Origin of the sequence: Frankia sp. CcI49, assembly GCF_001983215.1 — a bacterium.
Taxonomy (GTDB): Bacteria; Actinomycetota; Actinomycetes; order Frankiales; family Frankiaceae; genus Parafrankia; species Parafrankia irregularis.
In genome coordinates, this window is sequence record NZ_MOWP01000004.1 from 200,194 (window position 1) to 217,832 (window position 17,639).

The window sequence follows — 17,639 nt, forward strand, 5'->3', positions numbered from 1 at the left end:
GAAGGATGAAAAGAATGCCAGCCGGCGTCTCCCGGAGAACCGAAGGCTCCTCGTCCTCCTTACTTCCTCCGATCACCCAGGACGACGACCAGATCGCCGCGTTCCTGGAAGGCGTCAGCGTGCCGACGCTGGTCGCGTCGATGGCCCATCTCACCGGGGACCCCGCCTTCGTCCGCGGGCCGCTGCGGCCACGGACCTTCATTCCGAACGACTTCCAGGGCGGGCTCGAGGAGCACGAGTCACGCGCCCTGCGCGAACAGGCGCTGGCCGCGATCCGGGCCTACCGGGACGCCGGCTGCCCGCCGGTGCCTCCGCCGCCCGGCCCGCTCGCGCGGGAGATCATGGCCTGGCTGGTCTGCGAACCGGTCGCCGACGAGTACGCCGCGATGTTCCTGGAGGAGATGAACATCGGGGGCGACGACCCCCGGCGGCTGGACCTCGGTGACCTCGACGCCGCGGCGCGCCACGGCCTTTCCGTCGTCGTGATCGGCTGCGGCCAGTCCGGGCTGCTCGCCGGGGTTCGCCTCAAGCAGGCCGGGATTCCGTTCACCATCATCGAGAAGAACGCGGGCGTCGGCGGAACCTGGCTGGAGAACAGCTACCCGGGCTGCCGGGTGGACGTCGGCAACCATTTCTACTGCTATTCGTTCGAGCCCAGCGACGGCTTCGGCGGCTACTTCTCCCAGCAGCCGGAGCTGCTGAGCTACTTCCGGCAGGTGATGCGCCGCCACGACATCGCGCCGCACGTCCGCTGGAACACGGAGGTGCTTTCCGCGACGTGGGACGAGGCCGCCTCACAATGGCACCTGGTCACCCGGGGCCCGGACGGGACGCAGACCCGCCTCGACGCGAACATAGTCATCTCGGCGGTCGGGCAGCTCAACCGCCCGCTGACCCCCGAGATCCCCGGCCTGGACACCTTCTCCGGCCCGGTCTTCCACACCGCCCGCTGGGATCACTCGGTCGGGCTGGCCGGGAAGCGGGTCGCGCTGATCGGTGCCGGCGCGAGTGGTTTCCAGGTCGCCCCGGCGATCGCGGAGGACGTCGAAAGCCTGGTCGTGTTCCAGCGCAGCGCCCAGTGGATGGCACCGAACCGGAAATACCGCCAGGCCGTGCACGACGGGGCGAGATGGGCCATGCGCCATCTGCCCGGCTACGCGTCCTGGTACCGGTTCATGCTCATGTACCAGGCCAGTGACAAGGCCCTGGACCTGGTCCGGGTGGACCCGGACTGGCCGGGGCTCCCGGAGTCCGTCAACGCCGCGAACGAGGCGCGGCGCCGGGTGCTCCTGTCCTGGATCGAGCGCCAGGTCGGCGACGATCCGGAGCTGCTCGTCAAGGTGGTTCCCGACTACCCGCTGATGGGGAAGCGGCTGCTGCAGGACGACGGAAGCTGGCTGCGGTGCCTGCGCCGGGACAACGTCGACCTGGTCCGCGACGAGATCATCCGGATCGAGCCCGACGCCGTCGTCACCGGCCGGGGGCGTTTCGAGGTCGACGTGATCGTCCTGGCGACGGGTTTCCGAGCCAACGAGTTCCTCGCCCCGATGGACATCACCGGCCGCGGTGGGGTGAGCCTGCGTGAACAGTGGGCGGACGGCCCGGCGGCGCATCTGGGTATCACCGTGCCGCGTTTCCCGAACCTCTTCCTGATGTACGGCCCCGGCACGAACCTCGCGCACGCCGGGAGCATCATCTTCCACTCGGAATGCCAGCTGCGCTTCATCGGATCGTGCCTGCGGGCACTGCTGACGGGCGGGCACCGGTCGATGGAGGTGACCCCCCAGGCGTTCGACGACTATGTCGAGCGGCTGCGGGCCGAACTGGCCGGCACGGTCTGGGCGCATCCGGCGGTGCGGCATTCCTGGTACAAGGGCGACGACGGCAGGGTGCACGTTCTGAGCCCCTGGCGCCTGGTCGACTACTGGCGGATGACCCGCGACGTCGAGCCCGGGTCCTATCTCTTCACCTGACTCTCTGCACGGAGGAGAAAGAACATGACCCACCGGGTCGCCATTGTCACGGGTGGCGCGAGAGGGCAGGGAGCCGCGGTCGTCCGCCGCCTGCGCGCACAGGACTACGCCGTGGTCGCCATGGACCTGACCACCCCGGAGAGCAACGACCCGCTGGTCGTGGACTGCCAGGGGGACGTCCGCAGCGAGAACGACTGGGGGAGGGTGGTCGAGATCGCCGTCGAACGTTTCGGCGCCCTGCATGTCCTGGTCAACAACGCGGGAGTGCTCCGGAGTGGTTCGATCCCGGAGGAGACCGCCGACGGCATGCGCGCGCTGTGGGAGATCAACTGCCTTGGCGCCTTTCTCGGAGTGCAGGTCGCACTGCCGGCCCTGCGCGCCGCGGCGAAGAACCACGACGCCGCGGTCGTCAACACCCTTTCCGTCGCCGCCGTCCGCGGGTTCGCGAACCACAGCGCCTACTCGTCCTCCAAGTTCGCGCTCCGCGGGTTCACCCAGGCGGCGGCCAAGGAACTCAGCCGGGATCGAATCCGGGTGAACGCGGTGGTGCCGGGCCCGATCGCGACCCCGATGCTCGATCCGTCCACGGCCGACCGGCTGGGGAAGGAACTGCCACTCGGCCGCGCCGGAACCGCGCAGGACGTGGCCGAGGTCGTCGCCTTCCTCGCCTCACCGGCCGCGAGCTTCATCACCGGCAGCGAATACGCCGTCGACGGCGGCCAGCTGCTGTAGGTCTGCTGCCGACCGCTCCGCCGCAATCGGATCCCCTCGTCCCGGATCGCGAAAAACCAGCGGGAGAAGCGCGTCGCGGAGCCCGGTACCAGCCCGGCGGATCCGGTCGTGGAGTGCCGCAAGGTCATCCAAAGCACTCACCGCAGCGCCGATCTGCTCCTGCTGACCACGGACCGGAAGCAGGAGCGGAAGTCGGCGTATGGTCGCCGCGGTGACCAGCCTGACCGCCGAACCGGTCGAATGGGCGAGCAGCCATTCGTGGGTCTGGGGAAGGGCCAGATAATAGAGCAGGTAGCTGGGATCCACGGATTCGTCTGGGCGCAGGCGCAGGCAGGATGTGCCGATCAGCCAACCGCTCTGCTCCTCGGTCACCAGGGCCTGTCGGCCGAGCTGGCCGGTTCGCACGCACACGATGTCACCCGGCCTGAGTCGGTACCGCGTGAGTTTCTCTGCCAGGCCGGGTGCGACATGGTCGATCATCTCCGGCGAGATCCGGTTCTCCACGAGATTCCTGGGCTTGACGACCGCTGTTCCGGAAGGCCCGTTGTGGTCCGTTCTGATCGCGCCGGAGAAACCCACGAGCACGTCGCACACGTCACCCAGAGGTAGCCGTTTCCAGCTGGTGGCAGCCGCGTCCAGAAGGTCGCCTACCGAACCCAGTTGGAGTTCCGCCCGCTCCTGGGCCTCAGCCGCCTGCCGACGCAGCCCGCGCAGGTCGTGACGGAGATCCTCGATCGAGGCCCGAGCGTAGGCAGGGTCGCCAGGGGCGAGGGCGGCGGACGGGGAGGCGAAGGACAGGTAGCGGCCCGGACTGAGCGCGTAGTCGTCCTCGCTGATCCGCCGCCTGGCCACCGGATGCGAGATCACCGTCCCCGACGACAACACTGACCGATCCTGATAGGCCGCCACGATGCGGTCGATGTCCTCGTCACGTAGTTCGAGGCGATTCCGGTCGACCGGCGTCCCAGCACGGTGGGCGTCGATGAACAGCACGTCGTCACGGTCGTGGTCTGGACGGCGCAGTATCCAGAGTGTCACCGGAATCGACGTGTGGGGGAAGAGCTGGGGTGGCAGTGAGACCACCGCGTCGACGGCACCAGCGCGGACCATGGAGGCCCGGATGAAGCTTTCCCGAGGGTTGGCTGATGAACCGGCCCCCGCGGGCATCACGACCGCGGCCCGACCATCCTTGGCCAGGGAGGTCAACGCGAACTGCAGCCAGGCGTAGTTCGCGTTGTGGTTCGGAGGTTCGCCGTAGGGCCAGTGAAAATTCAGGAAGGCGGTGTCCTGCCAGTGTGAGACATTGAACGGCGGGTTGACCAGGACCAGGTCGAACATCTCATCCGGCTTTTGGTCGGGCCAACCTGCACGGCCGGCCCGCAGATTCTGCGGGGCGAGATCATGCAGGAGCAGGTTCATTCTGGCGATCCCCGCGATCGAGGAATCACCCGCATGACCACTGGCGATCAGACCCGAGGTGTTCGGGTTTCGCGATCTGACATGGTCGGCGGCGGCGGTGAGGAACTCACCCGCGCGGCAGAACGGGTCATGGATCCGCTCGCCGCCGCCGGGGTTCGTGAGGCGGACCGCCATCCGAACGACGGAGCGGGGGGTCGTGAGAAGGCCCGACCGCCGACCGCCAGCCGTCGTCGCGTGCGCCAGCAGTTCGTCGGCGATCGGCCCGGCCTGCGTCGGAATACTGCCGCGGCTGTTACCGGACACCGGTTCGAGGCGCTCCAGGATCTCGATCGCTGGTGTGAGTCGGTGGACGTCGGACGAGCTCTCGAGCAGAGGCGACAGGTCCGGTCCATCGCCCGCCGCCTGTGCATGCCAGACGAGCTCTCGCACCTCGTGCGGCAGCCCCCGCCCAGCCGCAGCCCTGAGATCCTTCCATCGCTGCTCCTCCTGGAACCGGAGGTGGAGCAGAGCGAATGCGAGGCCCGTGAGGGGCAGCTGGCCGTCGCTTACCAGGAGCCTGCCTCGGTAGGCGTCGGCGAGTGCCCACCACAGCCGGCCACCGGTTCCTGTGGGGACATCGGCGGACTTCGGCGGTCCGGGCTCTGGTTCGGGGACGTCCACGGCCAGCCGGAAGCGGTCGCCGTAGGTGGCGCCCGGCGCCTCATCGGCGCGGCGGTCCGGGGCGGCGACCGCACGGCCGTCAAGCCAGGAGGCAACCTCCGCCGCCTGGAAGACCTCGCGGCCGTCCCGCTGCTCGGCCGCGGGAAAGCCCACGTGTCGCCTTCGCCAGTTGCTGACCGCGGCCGGTTTCACTCCGGCGCCCCGAGCGATCTCGGTGGCCGACACCCAGGCAGGGCCCGTCATACGTTCCTCACCTCGCCAGCGGCAGTGCCGTGATCGACGGACCGGTCGGGCAGAACGAGACCGCAGGCTCCATCCACCGTGGTTCAGAACCTTGGCAGGTAGGCGTTGCTGTGGATCCCCTCTCGGCGGGACAGTAGCTCCGGAATGCGATCGAGAGGTTCGATCTCCCGTGCTGCCTCCGGCGACAGGTACCCCAGCAGACGATAGATCTTCGCCCGATCGGCGGCGAGATCGCGATGGTGGATCGGCTCGTAGTGCATCACTCTGTTGCGGAGCAGGAGCATGGCCTCGAGGCTGTCGTGCAGCTCGCGGCGCGACCCCCGGTAATGCGGGAACGCACGATGCAGGGTGGGGACCCAGAGCGTCCGGTCGTATCCTCGGCTGAGCAGGGCGACCCAGAAGCCGAAGGTGAGAGTGGCGACCACGTCGTCCGGGCCGAACTGACTGCCGGCCGACCCTGCGAGCTTCTCGCACGCTTCCTTCACCTTGCGGGCACCATGCGGTTTGAGCTGGGTGAGGGTCCACCAGTCGGGACGGGCGTAGCGCCGACGGAGCGTGTCGTGCAGCGCGTTGCGCAGGCCGATCTCGAGGCAGTGCAAAGGTCCGTAGAAGGCGGCCGAGACGGCCGAATTCCACCAGTAGAGACGGATTCCCGCCTCGGCCGATCCGTCGACCGCGCGCAGATAGGGCGTAAGGCGCGGTGGGGACAGAAGATCACGGATCCAGACGGGCGGTTCGGCGCTCATGGAAGTCCCCCGAGGTGGGTGCGGCGGCATCGTGGGTGGCGTACAGTTATGGGCGTACGCCCCGGGCACGCCTCTGCATGCATGCCGCCCGGGGCACGGCCATTTTTTGAGAGATTTCCCGGATCCCCCGCCAGCTGTGGGCGGGTGCGGCTCCGACCTACTTCTGGCCGCCCACGCTCGAGTACGGGAGCACGTCGCGGGTGCGCTGGCGCCCGACCGCCGCAGGGCATCCGGGCCGGGACGCGAGTAGCTGTGTCACATCACCTGTTCGTGGATACCCGTCCGGGGGGAAGCGTACGTGTGTCGCGACGCAGCGGTCAAGCGCACTGGAGTGCGCGCCTAAACTGTTAACTGATGAGGGTGATGCCGGTCCGTCAGCCGGAACCGCGCACGACGTCGCCGAGCGTCACTTTCCTCGCCGTGCCCGCCGCGAGCTTCATCACCGGCAGCGGATACGTCATCGACGGCGGCCAGCTCAGGTAGGCCTGATGCCAGGCCAACTCAGGGCGGCCGCGGCCGGAGTCCGGCGCCGTCGGTCAGCGGCGGCGGCGTAGCGTGCCGGCAGGTCGCCCGCCATCGTCATCGTCGGACTGGAAGGCCAGCTCGTCGTCGCCGGTCAGCGCCAGCCGGCTCGTTCCGCCGCTCGTGCACACCTGCAGGCCCAGCAGGGTCGGATTCCGGTCGGAGCCCGGGACATCGCGCAGCACGACTCCCGGGACGGCCGCGCCGTCGGAGAGGCCGACGAGTTCCAGGTCGCCGACGCACTTCACCGATTCCGAGCCAACGCTGACCAGGCCCCCGAGCCCGTCGAGGGTGAACTCGGAACGCCCGACGACCTCGCCGGCAGAGCCGGCCCGGAGGGTGATCACCACCTGTTGGGTGACGCCCAGATGTGAGGTGACCCGCCCCTCCCAGGTCCCGGCGTAGCCGGCGGGCAGCGGGCCGGGACGTACCGGGGACGCGGCGGGGTCCGATCCGTCCGCTACCGTCCCGCGGCCCCCGGGGCCTGCGCTCGCGGAGAGGGGTGCGGGCGACCTGGTGCCGGCCTGGTCGGCGATCTCCGCGTCGTCTCCGGAGTCACGGGAGCCGATCAGCACGACGGCTGTCACGATGATCACCAGGCACATGGTGGCCACGGCGGCGATGGCGGCCAGCAGGCGCCGCTGGCCGTCCCGACCGGCCCGCCCCGGCGGCGGTGTCAGGCCAGGGATCTCCGCTGCCGCGGTGCTGTACGGCGGGGTGTGGGTGACGGTGCCGTGCGACGGGGCATGGGTGACAGCGCTGCGCGACGGGACGTCGTGGAACACCGTCTCATCGGAGCGGACGACCTCGGGCCGGCCGCCGGAACCTTCGAGGTCGAGGACGTCGACCGCCTGCCGGATCAGACCGGTGACCAGCTCCGGCGGCAGCCAGGCGGCCCAGAGCGCGCCACCGGCACGGTCGTCAGGCAGGAGGGCCCGCCTGATCTCGGCGGGCCGCGGGCGCAGGGCCGGGGCCTTGTGCAGGCAGGCCTCGACAGTTGCGCGGAGCTCGGCCGGTACGCCGTCCAGCCGCGGCTCGCCGTTGAGAATCCCGTACAGCACGGCAGGTGTCCCGGTGCCCGCGAACGGCCCGCTGCCCGTCGCGGCGAAGACCAGCACGGCGCCGAGCGCGAACACGTCGCTGGCAGGCCCGATGTTTCCGCCGGTGATCTGCTCGGGCGAGATGAAGGCCGGCGAGCCGATCATCGAGCCGGACTGGGTGAGAATGGTCGAGTCCACCGCGCGGGCGATCCCGAAATCGATCACCGTCGGGCCGTCGACGGTGAGCAGCACGTTCGAGGGCTTGAGATCGCGGTGCACCACCCCCGCGGCATGCACGCTGATCAGCGCCTCGGCGAGGCCGACACCCAGAGCCGTCACGGTCGGGGCGGGCAGTGGGCCGTACCGGTGAACGGCATCCAGCAACGACGGGCCCGGGACGTACACCGTGACGAGGTAGGGCCGCTCGGCGTCCGCGTCCGCGTCGATCACCTGCGCGGTCCACCGGCCGCCGACCCGCCGGGCGGCCTCGACCTCACGCCGGAACCGGGCGCGGAACTCCGGATGGTCCGCGAACTCCGGGCGGATCACCTTGATGGCCACGTTGCGCCCGCCCGGGCTGCGGCCCAGGTACACCCGGCCCATCCCGCCGGCCCCGAGAACGCCGACGAGTCGGTAGGCACCCGCGGTATGCGGGTCGTCGGGGCCGAGGGGCTTCATGCGGTGTCGCCCGCCTTTCGTCCGCGGTGGCCTGCTCGGGCCCGACCGTCAGGTCGGCAGTGGCGTCGCGGCTGGAGTTGCCGCGTCTCGAGACGATTGCGCCGAAAGATACTGACAGGCAAATGGAATGCCCGCCGATCATAGGCCGGCAGGTACGGATGACGGCGGGGAGTCGGTGGCGTCAGCGAAGTGCCCCCGAACGGGCCGCGGTGACGGTGAACCAGATCGGGGACCGCGCCGTCTAAGGGCCATGGCGATGACAATGCTCCGCGGCGGACGTCTGATGGCGGCCGTCCTACCCCTGGCGCTGGCGACCGCACTGGCGAGCGCGGCCTGCACCGGAGCCACCGCCGACGGCCCGGCCCGCGACAGCCTCGGCACCGGTGCCACCACCGGCCTCGACGCGGACGCCGTGGCGGTGCGGGTGGACTGGATCGGCGGTTTCGTGACAGCGGAGATGCTGGCCACCCGGCTACCGCTGGTCGCGATCTACCACGACGGCCGGGTGCTCACCGAAGGCCCGGTGGCCGCGGTGTGGCCCGGCCCGGCGTTGCCGAACCTCCAGCTGCGGCGGATCTCGGCCGCGGATGTCCAGAAGCTCGTCGACCACGCGGTCGCGGCCGGTGTCGGCACCGAACCGGACTTCGGCCAGCCGCCGATCGCGGATGCCCCGTCGACCCGGTTCACCGTCCGGACCGCGGGTGGTGTGCGCACGATGGAGGTGGCGGCGTTGACCGAGGCGGACGGTACCGGGCTGACCGCGGCCCAGCAGTCCGCGCGCAAGGCCGCCCAGCGCCTGTACACCGAGCTCACCGACCTGCCCGCCACCCTGGGCGCGGGCGCGGTCAGCGAACCGGAGGAGTACACCCCCACCGCCATCGCCGCGTTCGCCGAGCCGTGGGCCGCGAGTTGCCCGGCGCCGTCATCGGACGGCAGCGCGCCCAGCGACGGCGCGCCCAGCGACGGCGCGCCCAGCGACGGCGCGCCCAGCGGCAGCGCGCCCGCCGGCAGCATGCCCGTCGGCGACCCGCCCGGCCTGTGCGGCGGCGGAGGTGCGCTGAGCCGGGAGGCACGTACCTGGCCCGGCCCGCCGTTGCCCGGTGAGCCGTACGGTGCAGGCCTCGTCCTGAACTGCGTGACGTCCAGCGGCGGCGACGCGACGAAGGTGCTGGCGGCGGCGCGCACGGCGGACGCCAACACGCCGTGGACGTCCGAGGGCAGGACGTGGAGCCTCACGTTCCGTCCGCTGCTGCCGGACGAGTCCTCCTGCGCGGACCTGCCCGCCGGCGGCTGACCCGGCGTTCTTCTGGCAGGCCCTCAGCTCCGGCAGGCCCTCAGCTCCGGCACTACTCAGGCCTGAGGGCTCAGCGCTGAGGCCTGCCGCTGGTAGTGGTCCCGCATCGCCGGGTAGTAGTCGCGCTCGAAGTCGACGGCGGCCGGTTCGCCGCCGGTCTCCGCGGCCACCAGCCGGTCCAGGTAGTACTCCCAGCCGGGCCCGACGTTCTCCGCGGCGGCGGGGTCGAGCCCCGGCTGGGAGAAGGTCAGCGTGGTGACGCCGTCAGCCTCGGCGAGCTCGAGGTCGAGCAGCCAGCGCTCCGATCCGGCGTGGATGCCCACGCGCAGGGCATGTGGGGGTGTGCATTCACGGATCTCGACCTGCTGGGCCGGTGCTCCGTCCTCGGCCGTCATCTGGAAGGTCACCTCGCCCGACGCCGGATCGCCGGTGAACGTGCCGATCCAGCGGGCCAGCCGCGCGTCCTCGGTGACCGCGGCCCACACCTCCCGCACCGGTGTCTGGAACGTGCGGGTGAGGACGAGGCGGCAGCGATCGCCCTCCCCGGTGACACGGCCGGTCGGGATAAGGCTCATGCGGTCTCCCCAAAGTCCCTTTTCCGCGCGGGTTCAGGTCATGGGCGTCGGACCGCCCACCGCGGAACGATAGCTTCCTGCCTTCTTCTCTCGGGTGAGTCGGCCCCGCCGTTCATCCGCGGCCCCGGTGGTGGCGGTGCGGGTGTGCTCAGCGGGTCGGCGGCAGATCGGGGTAGCCGAGCGCGGCGAGCGACTCGCGGTAGGCGACGGAGAAGCGGTCGAACCGCAGGTGCGCCTCGCCGCCGCGGGCAAGTGGCATCCGGGCCGGGCGCTGGCACTCCACGATCAGCCGGTCCTCCTCCAGGATCTCGCTCTCGGCCCGCTCCACCCGCGGCCCGTCCAGCTCCACCCCGTCCGTGCGGGCCGACAGCCAGAACACGACGCAGCTGGTGGCGTCGACCGGACACAGCGCGGTGAACACCAGGGTGCCCGGGCCGTTGATCTCCCGCAGGGTGACCGTGAACGGCAGCTGGACCTCGTAGTCCAGGGTGATCAGCATCTCGGGCCCGACCTGGCCGGCGGTGCCGGCCAGGTAGTCGCGCCCCGGGTAGTCGTAGCGCAGCAGCAGCTGGCCGGTCTCGGTGCGCCGCACGCCGTAGCGGTCCACCCCGAGCACGTCGGGGTTGCCGAACGACGACGTGTGCAGGATCGAGAAGTGCGCGATGTCGCAGAAGTTCTCGATGTGCCGGCTGGCCTGCGCCCGCCAGCGGATCGGTGCGCCGATGTGCCGGCGGAAGCCGTGGAGGTCCGCCTCCGGCAGGTTCGGCCGCGCGGTCGCCTCCTCGCCGGGCGGGGCCAGGCAGGCCCAGACCAGGCCGGCGTGCTCGTCGACCTGGGCCGCGGGCTGGCGGATCCGGGCCGGAACCGGGTCGGAGCCGAGCTGGGGGACCAGCACGCAGGAGCCGTCCGCCCGGAACTCCCAGCCGTGGTAGGGGCAGCGCAGGTCGCCGGCGGCGGTGACCGTGCCGTCGGCGAGCCGGGTTCCGCGGTGTATGCAGCTCCCCGCCAGCAGGCCGAGCTGCCCGTCCGCCCGGCGCCACAGCACCAGCTCGGAGCCGAGCAGGGTGACCGGGACCGGCCGGCCCACCGGGACGTCCTGCCCACGGGCCACCGGATGCCAGCTGCGCCGGGCCGCGGCCAGCCACGCCGCGTCGTACTCCTCGCGCTGCGCGGTGGTCAGCAGGCCCGCGTCCGGGTCGCGCCCGTCCGCCACCTCGGGGAGACCGCCGCTCAGGACGGCGCCGCCGGTTGGGGCCGCGCCGCCGGCCGGAGTGGGGGTGCCGGCCGGAGTGGGGCTGAGGATCGTCACGCCAGGTCCGCCCAGTGCTCGGCGTGGTAGGCCATGTCCCAGAAGGCGCGCTCGAACCGGGCCGCGGTCAGGAAGATCGTCGCCAGGCGCTCCCGGTCGGGCCGATCGGGCCGGTCGTCCAACGTGTTCGCGTGCGCGAGCAGTTCGGCCTCGTAGGCGGTGGCCTCGTCGGTGGACCAGAAGCGGATCCAGTCGGCGTAGACCGGATGGTCGACCGCCGACGGGCTCAGCCGGCGCCCGATCTGGCCGTAGGACCAGGCACAGGGGAGGATCGCGGCGAAGATCTCCGCCGGGCCGAAGCGGGCCGCGACCATCGCCAGGTACGCGACGTACGCCTGCGCGGCCGGCGCCAGCACGTCGTGGTGGGCTGACGGGCCGGCGCCCAGCCGGGCGATCGCGGCGCGCAGCCGCTCGTTCTGCGGGATCTCGGTGTCGGTGATGTTCACCAGCGCCGAGCTGAAACGACGCAGCTCGGCGTCGTCCCGGGCGACGGTCGCGCCCGCGGCCAGCACCCGGGCGTACTCCGGCAGGTAGAGCAGGTTCTGGTCGAGGTAGAAGCGGAACTTCGCCGGCGGGAGCGTGCCGGCGGCCATCTCGGCGGGGAACGGATGATCGAGCAGCGTCGCCCACACCGCGCCGGCCCGCCCGCGCAGGAACTCGGCGAGCGGCAGGCCCGGCTGGTCCCGCAGGCCCGGCTGGTCCCGCAGGTCCGGCTCGTTTCGCAGGTCCGGCTCGTCCCGCAGCCGTGGTGAGCCGGTCAAGACAGGCCCATCCAGACGGCCTTGGTCTGCAGGTAGGCGTCGAGTGCCTCGATCCCGTGTTCCTTGCCGTAGCCGCTGGCCCGGAACCCGCCGAACGGCACGGCGACGTCGAACCAGCCGTAGATGTTCACCCACACCACGCCGGCCCGGATGTCGTCGCTCACCCGGTGGGCGCGGCCGACGTCGCGCGTCCACACCCCGGCGGCCAGCCCGAACTCCGTGTCGTTGGCCAGCGCCACCGCCTCCTGCTCGGTGTCGAAGGGGGTGACCATGCCGACGGGCCCGAAGATCTCCCGGCGCATGATGTCGCTGTCCGGCGGCGCGTCGACGAACAGGGTCGGTTCGACGAAGTAGCCGCCCGGGCTGCCGTCGACCTCGGCCGGGTCGGTGGCCCCGCCGACGACCGGCTTCGCCCCGGCGGCGAGGCCGGCCCGGACCAGGCCGAGCACACGGTCCCGCTGCGACGCGCTGACCAGTGGGCCCATGGTCGTCGCCGGGTCGAGCCCGGAACCGAGCCGGACCTGGTGGACGCGGGCCGCGAGCGCCTCGACGAACGCGTCGTACACGGGGCGCTGGACGAAGATCCGCGCCCCGGCGACGCAGCACTGCCCCTGGTTGAAGTAGACGGCGCCGAAGGTGCCCTCGACCGCGGCGTCGAGGTCGGCGTCGGCGAAGACGAGGCTCGGTGACTTGCCGCCGAGCTCCAGCGACACCCGTTTCATCGTCCCGCCGGACGCCGCCAGGATGCTGCGGCCGGTCGCGTTCTCCCCGGTGAAGGTGATCTTGTCGACGTCCGGGTGGGCGGCCAGCGAGGCTCCGGCCTCCGGCCCGAAGCCGGTCAGCACGTTGAGGACACCGGGGGGAAAGCCGACCTCGGCGGCGAGCTGGGCCAGCCGCAGCGCGGAGAGCGGGGTCTGCTCGGCCGGCTTGAGCACGACGGTGTTGCCGGCGGCGAGTGCGGGCGCCAGCTTGTAGGCGCAGTTCAGCAGGGGGAAGTTCCACGGGATGATCGCCGCGACGACGCCGACGGGCTCCCGGCGGGTGCTGACGTGCACCGGCAGGCCGCCGTACGTCGGAATGGTGACGCCCTCGATCTTCGTCGCGAGCCCGCCGAAGTAGCGGAAGCCGTTCGCCGTCAGGGGCACGTCCACGGCCGCCGCCTCGCCGGTCGGCTTCCCGTTGTCGAGGGCCTCCAGCTGGAGGAACTCCGCGGCGAGGGCCTCGATCCGGTTGCCGAGCTCCCACAGCAGGCGGCCGCGCTCGCCGGCGGGCAGCCGCCGCCAGCCGGGCAGGGCGGCCCGGGCGGCGGCGACCGCGTCGTCGACGTCCGCGGCGCCGGCGCGCGCCGCCGTCGTCAGCACCGCACCGCTGGCCGGGTCCTGGACGTCGAACCGGGCGCCGCCGTGTGCCGGGCGTGCCTCGCCGCCGACAAAGAGCTGGTGCTCGGTGGCGACGAAGGTGCGCACGGATGCGAGCAGATCGGCCTTCACGGGCGGCTCCCGACGATGAGATATCAGATCTCAGGGAGGGTAACCAGGTGGCCGAGAAGCGGTCAATTATGCATCTGACCAGCAAAAACGTTACAGCGCCGACATCTGTGAACCTTGACCCGTAACGCGTGAAGCGGGTTCTATCTGGTCGTTCCTTTGAGGTCAGATCTCAGATCTCATCGCCACGGGAGGAGGTGCGGCATGGCCCAGGGGCACAGTGAGACGGCTGCGGCCGTCCATGGCGACGGCATCCGGCTGTCCGGCGTCACCCGTCGCTACGGCGACGTCGTCGCGGTGGCGGGGCTTGACCTGGCCGTGCCGCGGCACACCCGGCTGGGCATCGTGGGCCCCAGCGGCTGCGGCAAGTCGACCGTCCTGAGCATGGTCAGCGGGCTGGAGAACCCGGACTCCGGCGTCGTCGAGGTACTCGGTGACACCGCGCCGGCCGCCCGGCTCGCCCGGTGTGCCTGGATGCCGCAGCGGGATCTGCTCCTGCCCTGGCGCACGGTGCTCGCGAACGCCTGCGTCTCGCTGGAGAACCGGGGCGTCTCCCGGCGCGAGGCACGGGAGCGGGTTCGGCCGCTGTTCGCCCGCTTCGGGCTGGCCGGCTTCGAGGACCGCCGGCCCTACGAGCTGTCCGGCGGCATGCGCCAGCGGGTGTCCTTCCTGCGCACCCTCGTCGCGGACAAGGACGTGCTGCTGCTCGACGAGCCGTTCGGCGCGCTGGACTCGATCACCCGGGCCGGGGTGCAGGACTGGCTGCGCGACACCCTCGACGCCGAGCCGCGCACCGTCGTCCTGGTCACCCACGACGTGGAGGAGGCGCTGCTGCTCAGCCACGAGGTGGTGGTGATGTCCAGCCGCCCGGGCCGGGTCGCCGCGCGGCTGCCGGTCGAGCTGCCGCCCGCCGGTTCCCGCCGTGAGCTGCTCGCGACGCCGGAGTTCGTCCGGCTGCGGGACGCCCTGCTGGCCCACCTGGAGGGCTGACGTGACCCGCCTCAAGGAGTCGCTGCGCCAGTACGGCCCGGCTGGCTTGATCGTTCTCGCCGTGCTCGGCGGGTGGAAGCTGGCCACCTCCGTCTTCGGGGTCGAGGAGTACATCCTGCCGGCGCCGGACGAGGTGATCACGACGCTGATCGACCGCTGGGACCGCACCCTGTCCAGCGCGACCTGGGTGACGCTCAAGGAGGTCGTCGTCGGCTTCGCCATCGCGGTGGCCGCCGGGCTGCTGATCGCCTGCGCGCTGCACTTCTCGGCGATCGCCCGCCGCGCGATCTACCCGCTGCTGATCGGGTCGCAGACCATCCCGGTCGTGGTGATCGCCCCGATTCTCGCGATCATCTTCGGCTACTCGATCACTCCGAAGCTCATCCTGGTCGCGCTGCTGTGCTTCTTCCCGATCGTCGTCGGCACGCTGGACGGGCTGGCGGCCGTCGACCCGCAGCTCACCCGGATGATGCGCACCCTGTACGGCAACCGCTGGTCGATCTTCCTGCGGGTCGAGTTCCCGTCGGCGCTCCCCTCGATGTTCACCGGCCTGCGGCTGTCCGCGGCCTACGCGGCGACAGCCGCGGTGTTCGGCGAGTACTCCGGCTCCACGGACGGGCTCGGCCACGTGATGCGCCAGGCCGTCCCGCAGCTGCAGAGCGCCCTCGTCTTCGCCGCGATCGCCCTGCTCACCGCGATGTCGGTGGCCCTGTTCGTCCTCGTCTCCCTCCTGGAAAACGTCCTGGTCCCGTGGGCCAAGGAAGGCAAGAACAGATGAGAGCCAAGCGTTTGACCGGCGGTGTGGCGGCTCTGCTCGCCGTCACCCTCCCGCTCGTCGCCTGCGGGAGCGATGACAGCTCCTCCGACGGCGAGGCACTGCGCAAGACGACGGTCCTGCTCGACTGGGACCCGAACCCCGACCACGTCGCGCTGTACACGGCCAAGGAGGCGGGCTACTTCGAGGACGCGGGCCTCGACGTGACCTTCCAGCCGCCGTCCGACCCCTCGGACCCGACGAAGCTGGTCAGCACCGGGAAGATCGACATCGGCATCTCCTACGAGCCCGAGACGATCATCTCCGGCTCGCAGGGCCTGGACGTCGTGGCCGTCGGCGCGCTGATCCCGACGGCGCTGCTGTCGGTCATGGCGAACGGGGACTCGGACGTCAAGTCCGTCGCCGACCTGGCCGGGCACACCATCGGCACGCCCGGCCTGCAGACCAACGACGCGTTCCTGAAGACGATCCTCGCGAAGAACAACATCGACCCGGCGTCGGTGAAGTCCGTCAACATCGGCCAGGACCTGATGGCGGCGATGGTCGCCGGCAACGTCGACGCGACGCTCGGCGCCTACCGCAACATCGAGGGCGTCATGATGACCGACCAGGGCCTGAACCCCACGATCATCCCGGTCACCGACGCGGGCGTGCCGGACTACGACGAACTGGTCATCATCGCGCAGGCCAGCCGGCTGAAGTCGGACCCGGCCTACCAGAAGCTCATCCGCGACTTCCTGGCGGGGCTCGCCAGGGGCAACGCCGACGTGATCGCCGATCCGGCCAGCGCATCGAAGATCATCGCCGCCGAGGCCGACGGCTATGACGAGGCGCAGGTGCCGAAGATGATCGACGCCACCGTGCCGCTGCTGAAGAACGACAAGGGATTCGGCCAGCAGGACGTCTCCGACTGGCAGGCGTTCGCCGACTGGATGAAGTCCGAGGGGCTCATCGAGAAGGCCGTCACCGCGTCCGACGTCGTCACCAACGACTACCTGCCGGCCGGCTCGGGCAGCTGAGACGGCGGACGGGCCGGCCCCTCGACCGGGCCGGCCCGTCCGACCTCGACCCGCGCCAACCCAGGCCGCGCCGACCAGACCCAGGCCACGCCGGCCTAACCGCCACGCCGCCTCGGACCACCTCAGACCATCCCGCCCAGTCTCGGCCGGTGACCCTCGTCCGCCCGCGATCGAAGGAGATCCACCCCCATGAGCACGCCCGCCGGAACGTCGGCAACAGCCCTCGCGGAGAAGGTCGCCGCGCAGATCCGCACCGACGAGCTCGTCGAGCTCGTCCAGCAGGTCTGCCGCATTCCCAGCGTGCTCGGCGAGGAGGGGGAGCTGGCCCGGTTCCTCGCGCAGACCATGAAGGAGCTCGACTTCGCGGCGGTCGACCTGCAGACGGTGCTGCCGGACCGGCCGAACGCGGTCGGCGAGGTGTACTTCGGCCCGGGCCGGCGGGTGGTGCTCACCGGCCACCTGGACACCAAGCCCGTCGCCCACGGCTGGACGGTGACCAGCCCGTTCTCCGGCGAGCTCCTCGACGGCAACGTCTACGGGCACGGGATCATGGACATGAAGGCGGCGCTGGTCTGCCAGATCGTCGCGATCGCAGCGGTGCGGGCCAGCGGGCTGCCGGTCAGCGGCACGGTCGCGATGGCCGCCGTCTCCGACCACATGGGCGACCAGCTCGGCTCGATCGCCTACTTCGACGAGTACGCCGCCGACCTGTGCGTGCTCGGCGAGCTGTCCGACAACGAGATCTTCCTCGGCCACCGAGGCCGGTACTACTTCGACATCACGACCCGCGGCCGGACCGCGCACACCTGCCACAAGCCGCTCGCCGTCAACGCGAACATGCTCGCCGCGCACGCCGTGCTGGAGCTGGACGCCTCCCGGCTCATCCCGTCGATCGAGGACTGGGTCGCCAACCTGTTCGGCCCGGAGACCTACATGGCACCCGGGCGGATCTACGGCGGGCTGCCCCCCGGCGGCCCGTCGGCCATCCCGGACGAGTGCGTGATCCGGGTCGACTGCCGCCCGCAGCCGGGCGTCAGCGTCGAGGAGGTCCGTGCCGAGATCGACCGCTGCCTGGCCCGGGCCCTCGCCCGCGAGCCGCGCTTCGCCGCCGACGTGGTGCTCGCCGACGTCAAGAACGGCTACCTGGCCGGCCCGGACGACGAGGTGGTGACGCTGATGAGCAGCGCGCTCGGCGGCGTGCGCGGCGGGGTGACACCGAAGCTGTCCGCCGCCGGCTGGCTCGGTGACACCGCGAGCTTCGGCCACAAGGTCCCCACCGTCATCTTCGGGCCGGGCGGCGAGCCGGTGTACTGCCCCGACGAGCACCTGAGCGTGGACGACCTCGTCGAGGCGACCCGGACCTACGCGACCTTCGTCGCCCTCGCGCTCGCGTCGGGGTCGGCGTGAGTGCAGCCG

General features: G+C 71.2%; 15 protein-coding genes. 8 read left to right on the forward strand and 7 right to left on the reverse strand.

All coding sequences use genetic code 11. From position 1 onward, the window contains the following. Window positions 1-14 precede the first annotated feature (14 nt). Together CcI49_RS01625 and CcI49_RS01630 are read left to right on the forward strand one after the other, a co-directional pair. Window positions 15-1,973 carry an NAD(P)/FAD-dependent oxidoreductase gene (locus tag CcI49_RS01625; protein ID WP_076823793.1) on the forward strand — a complete coding sequence of 653 codons (1,959 nt, stop codon included), beginning with the start codon at window positions 15-17 and terminating at the stop codon, window positions 1,971-1,973. Between the two features lie 24 nt (window positions 1,974-1,997). After that, window positions 1,998-2,705: an SDR family oxidoreductase gene (locus CcI49_RS01630; RefSeq protein ID WP_076823796.1), complete on the forward strand. Its 708-nt coding sequence runs from the start codon at window positions 1,998-2,000 to the stop codon at window positions 2,703-2,705. On the opposite strand, the gene CcI49_RS01635 is transcribed toward CcI49_RS01630, so the two are convergent. Both CcI49_RS01635 and CcI49_RS01640 read right to left on the reverse strand, forming a co-directional pair. Next, window positions 2,643-5,027: a type I restriction-modification system subunit M/S gene (locus CcI49_RS01635; protein WP_241839856.1), complete on the reverse strand. Its 2,385-nt coding sequence runs from the start codon at window positions 5,025-5,027 to the stop codon at window positions 2,643-2,645. The genes CcI49_RS01630 and CcI49_RS01635 overlap by 63 nt on opposite strands. Window positions 5,028-5,110: 83 nt before the next feature. After that, on the reverse strand, window positions 5,111-5,773 hold the full coding sequence (locus tag CcI49_RS01640; RefSeq protein WP_054564161.1) for a hypothetical protein: 663 nt from the start codon (window positions 5,771-5,773) through the stop codon (window positions 5,111-5,113). A 354-nt stretch (window positions 5,774-6,127) separates the two neighbouring features. On the opposite strand from CcI49_RS01640, the gene CcI49_RS44045 reads away from it, so the two are divergent. Next, the gene (locus CcI49_RS44045; RefSeq protein WP_255354669.1) at window positions 6,128-6,256 is read left to right on the forward strand and encodes a hypothetical protein; all 129 of its coding nucleotides are present in this window, start codon (window positions 6,128-6,130) and stop codon (window positions 6,254-6,256) included. 53 nt (window positions 6,257-6,309) lie between these two features. Here CcI49_RS44045 and CcI49_RS01645 read toward each other — a convergent pair whose 3' ends face one another. Then, on the reverse strand, window positions 6,310-8,013 hold the full coding sequence (locus tag CcI49_RS01645) for a serine/threonine-protein kinase (RefSeq protein ID WP_076823798.1): 1,704 nt from the start codon (window positions 8,011-8,013) through the stop codon (window positions 6,310-6,312). A gap of 256 nt (window positions 8,014-8,269) precedes the next feature. On the opposite strand from CcI49_RS01645, the gene CcI49_RS01650 reads away from it, so the two are divergent. Next, window positions 8,270-9,307: a cold-shock protein gene (locus tag CcI49_RS01650; RefSeq protein WP_076824202.1), complete on the forward strand. Its 1,038-nt coding sequence runs from the start codon at window positions 8,270-8,272 to the stop codon at window positions 9,305-9,307. Between the two features lie 56 nt (window positions 9,308-9,363). On the opposite strand, the gene CcI49_RS01655 is transcribed toward CcI49_RS01650, so the two are convergent. From CcI49_RS01655 to CcI49_RS01670, 4 genes are all read right to left on the reverse strand, one after another. Then, window positions 9,364-9,882, reverse strand: coding sequence for an SRPBCC family protein (locus CcI49_RS01655; protein ID WP_054564159.1), 519 nt, complete (start codon window positions 9,880-9,882; stop codon window positions 9,364-9,366). Window positions 9,883-10,030: 148 nt separating this feature from the next. Next, window positions 10,031-11,191, reverse strand: a complete 1,161-nt coding sequence (locus tag CcI49_RS01660) for an aromatic ring-hydroxylating dioxygenase subunit alpha (protein ID WP_158230689.1) — start codon at window positions 11,189-11,191, stop codon at window positions 10,031-10,033. Continuing rightward, on the reverse strand, window positions 11,188-11,952 hold the full coding sequence (gene tenA, locus CcI49_RS01665) for a thiaminase II (RefSeq protein WP_076823801.1): 765 nt from the start codon (window positions 11,950-11,952) through the stop codon (window positions 11,188-11,190). The genes CcI49_RS01660 and tenA overlap by 4 nt, the downstream gene beginning before the upstream one ends. Then, complete coding sequence (locus CcI49_RS01670; protein ID WP_076823803.1) at window positions 11,949-13,442, reverse strand: aldehyde dehydrogenase family protein; 1,494 nt, start codon at window positions 13,440-13,442, stop codon at window positions 11,949-11,951. The genes tenA and CcI49_RS01670 overlap by 4 nt, the downstream gene beginning before the upstream one ends. A gap of 201 nt (window positions 13,443-13,643) precedes the next feature. Here CcI49_RS01670 and CcI49_RS01675 point away from each other — a divergent pair, with 201 nt between their 5' ends. The 4 genes from CcI49_RS01675 (at window position 13,644) to CcI49_RS01690 (ending at window position 17,630) form a co-directional block, all read left to right on the forward strand. Further along, the gene (locus CcI49_RS01675) at window positions 13,644-14,429 is read left to right on the forward strand and encodes an ABC transporter ATP-binding protein (RefSeq protein ID WP_076823805.1); all 786 of its coding nucleotides are present in this window, start codon (window positions 13,644-13,646) and stop codon (window positions 14,427-14,429) included. Between the two features lies 1 nt (window position 14,430). Further along, a complete protein-coding gene (locus CcI49_RS01680; RefSeq protein ID WP_054564154.1) occupies window positions 14,431-15,207 on the forward strand; it encodes an ABC transporter permease in 777 nt (258 codons plus the stop codon). Continuing rightward, window positions 15,204-16,223 (forward strand): ABC transporter substrate-binding protein, encoded by a 1,020-nt coding sequence (locus CcI49_RS01685; protein ID WP_054564153.1) that lies wholly within the window; start codon window positions 15,204-15,206, stop codon window positions 16,221-16,223. The genes CcI49_RS01680 and CcI49_RS01685 overlap by 4 nt, the downstream gene beginning before the upstream one ends. Before the next feature lie 189 nt (window positions 16,224-16,412). Beyond that, on the forward strand, window positions 16,413-17,630 hold the full coding sequence (locus tag CcI49_RS01690) for a M20/M25/M40 family metallo-hydrolase (protein WP_076823808.1): 1,218 nt from the start codon (window positions 16,413-16,415) through the stop codon (window positions 17,628-17,630). Window positions 17,631-17,639: the final 9 nt, after the last annotated feature.

Coding starts and splice junctions, on each gene's coding strand:
- CcI49_RS01650 (WP_076824202.1), top strand. CDS start 8,270: ATGACAATGCTCCGCGGCGGACGTCTGATGGCGGCCGTCCTACCCCTG.
- CcI49_RS01635 (WP_241839856.1), bottom strand. CDS start 5,027: ATGACGGGCCCTGCCTGGGTGTCGGCCACCGAGATCGCTCGGGGCGCC.
- CcI49_RS01685 (WP_054564153.1), top strand. CDS start 15,204: ATGAGAGCCAAGCGTTTGACCGGCGGTGTGGCGGCTCTGCTCGCCGTC.
- CcI49_RS01675 (WP_076823805.1), top strand. CDS start 13,644: ATGGCCCAGGGGCACAGTGAGACGGCTGCGGCCGTCCATGGCGACGGC.
- CcI49_RS01655 (WP_054564159.1), bottom strand. CDS start 9,882: ATGAGCCTTATCCCGACCGGCCGTGTCACCGGGGAGGGCGATCGCTGC.
- CcI49_RS44045 (WP_255354669.1), top strand. CDS start 6,128: ATGAGGGTGATGCCGGTCCGTCAGCCGGAACCGCGCACGACGTCGCCG.
- CcI49_RS01630 (WP_076823796.1), top strand. CDS start 1,998: ATGACCCACCGGGTCGCCATTGTCACGGGTGGCGCGAGAGGGCAGGGA.
- CcI49_RS01625 (WP_076823793.1), top strand. CDS start 15: ATGCCAGCCGGCGTCTCCCGGAGAACCGAAGGCTCCTCGTCCTCCTTA.
- CcI49_RS01690 (WP_076823808.1), top strand. CDS start 16,413: ATGAGCACGCCCGCCGGAACGTCGGCAACAGCCCTCGCGGAGAAGGTC.
- CcI49_RS01640 (WP_054564161.1), bottom strand. CDS start 5,773: ATGAGCGCCGAACCGCCCGTCTGGATCCGTGATCTTCTGTCCCCACCG.
- CcI49_RS01645 (WP_076823798.1), bottom strand. CDS start 8,013: ATGAAGCCCCTCGGCCCCGACGACCCGCATACCGCGGGTGCCTACCGA.